A 2,997-nucleotide genomic window follows, 5' to 3' on the forward strand; every position below is an offset into this window, starting at 1 on the left:
GCAAGATTTTGAGAGAATCGTCGTTCAAAACCTTGCGTCTTCATCGGCCCGCGTCCTGTAGGGGCGAAGCATTCGGGCAATAACCTATCGGTGAAACCGTAGATTTTCTATCCGAATGCTTCGCCCGTACTTTTTGCCGCAAACCCTAAGTAGGGAGGCACAATTATTTGTAGGATGGGTTAGCGGTAGCGTAACATAATCGGGCGTTGGGTTTCATGCTTCAACCCAACCTACGTTCATTTTATATTTAATTCCACCCACCCACTTATGAGCGGCTGAATGGGAGATACCAGCTTAGATTATCCTCCTATTCATACAAGAGGATAACCATTGTTTTTAGACTATGAAAACCATAGAGATTAAGCTATTAACAAAACTTAACAATATAAACATCGCATTACCGGTGGCAGCCCAGACAATCTCAACAGTTATAACCCAGAATATAGAATTAATAAGTGTATGGCCAATAGCTATATGCTCTAAATTTGGTTAAGTTTTTTTAAAGTTCCTGTGAAATTACATAAAACTTCTTGACATAGCTAGGTAGCTTAGGCTAGACTTGCGGGTGAGTTTTTAGATCAATTTGATATTCCCTAACCAATTATTCTCCTAATCTCTCGATTGGCTTTGTTGCCCATTGGGATGTTGTTGTGCGAATTTATCGATTTTGCCGCCAAAATATCGCTGAATCCTGTTTAATTCTCTTTTTTATCCCCAGTTCATCCCATGCCTAACACCCTTTACACCCTCACAACTAACTTAACCCTAGAATCTGCGTTAACCCTCGATTCAGATATTATTTCTGCGCTACAACAGGCAACGCTGTTAATTTCTAGCAAATTACAACAGTTTGCTGATGATTCTGCCTTTGGCGACAAAATACAGGTAGCCTTCGGCACAGCAGTTAATACTGATGAATTACAAAGCCAGTGGCAAGCAGGCGATTTAACTGGCTTTCCCATCATGGAAATTGTTTCAGGAAATGGCCTTAATGGGGCAAATGGGGCTTATGCAATAGCAAATAATCGAATTTACCTATCTTACGAGTTTCTGAGTCAGAATCAGGGCAATTTAGGGGCAATTGTCGCCCTGCTGTTGGAGGAGTATGGCCATTATGTGGATGGGGTGTTGAATAGTACGGATGCGCCGGGAGATGAGGGAGCTATTTTTGCCTCGTTGGTGATGGGAGAAAGTCTATCTGAGGAGGCTTTGGCATATATGAAAGCGGAGGATGATGCGGGGGTAATTAGTATTGGTGGCGTGAGTATTGCAGTTGAGAGAGCAACCATTACCGAACCCTCTCTTGTTGCCGATATTAACTCTACTAGCTTTGGCTCTAATCCCAGCAACTTTATTAAAATTGGAGACATTCTCTATTTCACCGCTAACGATGATGTCAATGGCACCGAACTGTGGCGAGCGAATCCGGCTACTGGCGTTGTCTCGCTACTCGATATTTATCCCGGAAGTAATACTTCCAGCGTCAGCAACCTAACAGATGTCAATGGCACACTGTATTTCACGGCATTTAATGGCACTAACGGAACGGAACTTTATCGCATAAATAACACCACCGGAAATCCAGTTCTGATTGACATTCGTTTAGGGTCAAGTAGTTCCAGTCCTAGTAATTTGACGAATGTCAACGGGACGCTCTACTTTACCGCTAACAATGGCACCAACGGGACAGAACTTTATCGCATTGATAACACCACTGGCAATCCAGTTTTGATTGATATTGTCCCTGGTAGTGGTAGTTCTAGCCCGAATAATCTGACGAATGCCAATGGAGTTCTTTATTTCACAGCTACGAATAGCACGAGTGGCCAGGAACTCTGGAAGCTTGACCCCGCCACCGGCAACGCCGTCTTCCTCAAGGATATTTACGAGGGCGGCAATAGCTCTAGTCCCGGCAATTTAACCTACAGCGACGGCAAGCTCTACTTTACGGCGAATAATTACACCCAGGGCGTGGAGTTGTGGCGCACCGATGGCACGCCGGAGGGAACGGAATTAGTTGAAGATATCAACGCCACGACCTTAGGTTCTAATCCGAGTAATTTCGTTGAGATGCCAGTTTCCCATTTGACAACACCCACTGAGATTGGGGGCGTTCTCTACTTCACCGCTAACGACGAGATTAATGGAACGGAACTCTGGCGGGCTAATCCTACCACCGGGGTGGTTGAGTTGCTAGATATTTATCCCGGTAGTAATACTTCTAGCGTTAATAATCTAACCGATGTCAACGGGACACTCTACTTTACGGCCAATAACGGCACGAACGGCACGGAGCTTTATCGCATTGATACCGTCGACGAATCTCCGGTTCTGATTGACATTCGTCTAGGGTCAAGTAGTTCTAATCCTAGTAATTTGACGAATGTCAACGGGACGCTCTACTTTACCGCCAATAATGGCACCAACGGGACAGAACTTTATCGCATTGATAACGCCACCGGCAATCCGGCTTTAATTGATATTGTGTCGGGTAGCAGTAGTTCTTCTCCGCAAAATTTGACTAATATTAACGGCGTTTTGTACTTTTCCGCATCCAACAGTGCTGCGGGTCGGGAACTGTGGAAAGTTGATCCCGCTAATAATTTACCAGTATTAGTCAGCGATATTCGACCTGGCAGTACCGGTTCTGATCCCACTAATCTAATTTTTGGTGGAGGGACTGTATATTTTACCGCGAATAATGGAACCAACGGAATAGAACTTTATCGTGTAGATCCGACCACTGGAAACATCGTCCTGTTGGATATTAATACCGGTTCAGGAAATTCCAACCCCCGCAATCTAATTGATGTCAATGGCACCCTCTATTTCACCGCCACTAATAGTCTTAATACAGAGCGGTTTTACAAAATTGACCCAACAACTGGTCAACCGGTACAACTGAGTGTACCTAACTTGTACCAAGATAATGCCGCTTACCTTGACCAATTTACCCAGGTAGGCGATCGCCTCTATTTCCGCAACCGGTATTACAAC

The 2,997-nt window shown here is 44.6% G+C and carries 1 protein-coding gene; it reads left to right on the forward strand.

Features of this window, described 5'->3' with window-relative positions; translation table 11 throughout:
• Nucleotides 1–726: 726 nt before the first annotated feature.
• Nucleotides 727–2,997, forward strand: a 2,271-nt coding sequence (locus O9324_RS00575) for an ELWxxDGT repeat protein (RefSeq protein ID WP_288139206.1), incomplete at its 3' end; no start/stop codon positions are given.

This window comes from Microcystis sp. LE19-84.1B (assembly GCF_027531875.1).
Taxonomy (GTDB): Bacteria; Cyanobacteriota; Cyanobacteriia; order Cyanobacteriales; family Microcystaceae; genus Microcystis; species Microcystis panniformis.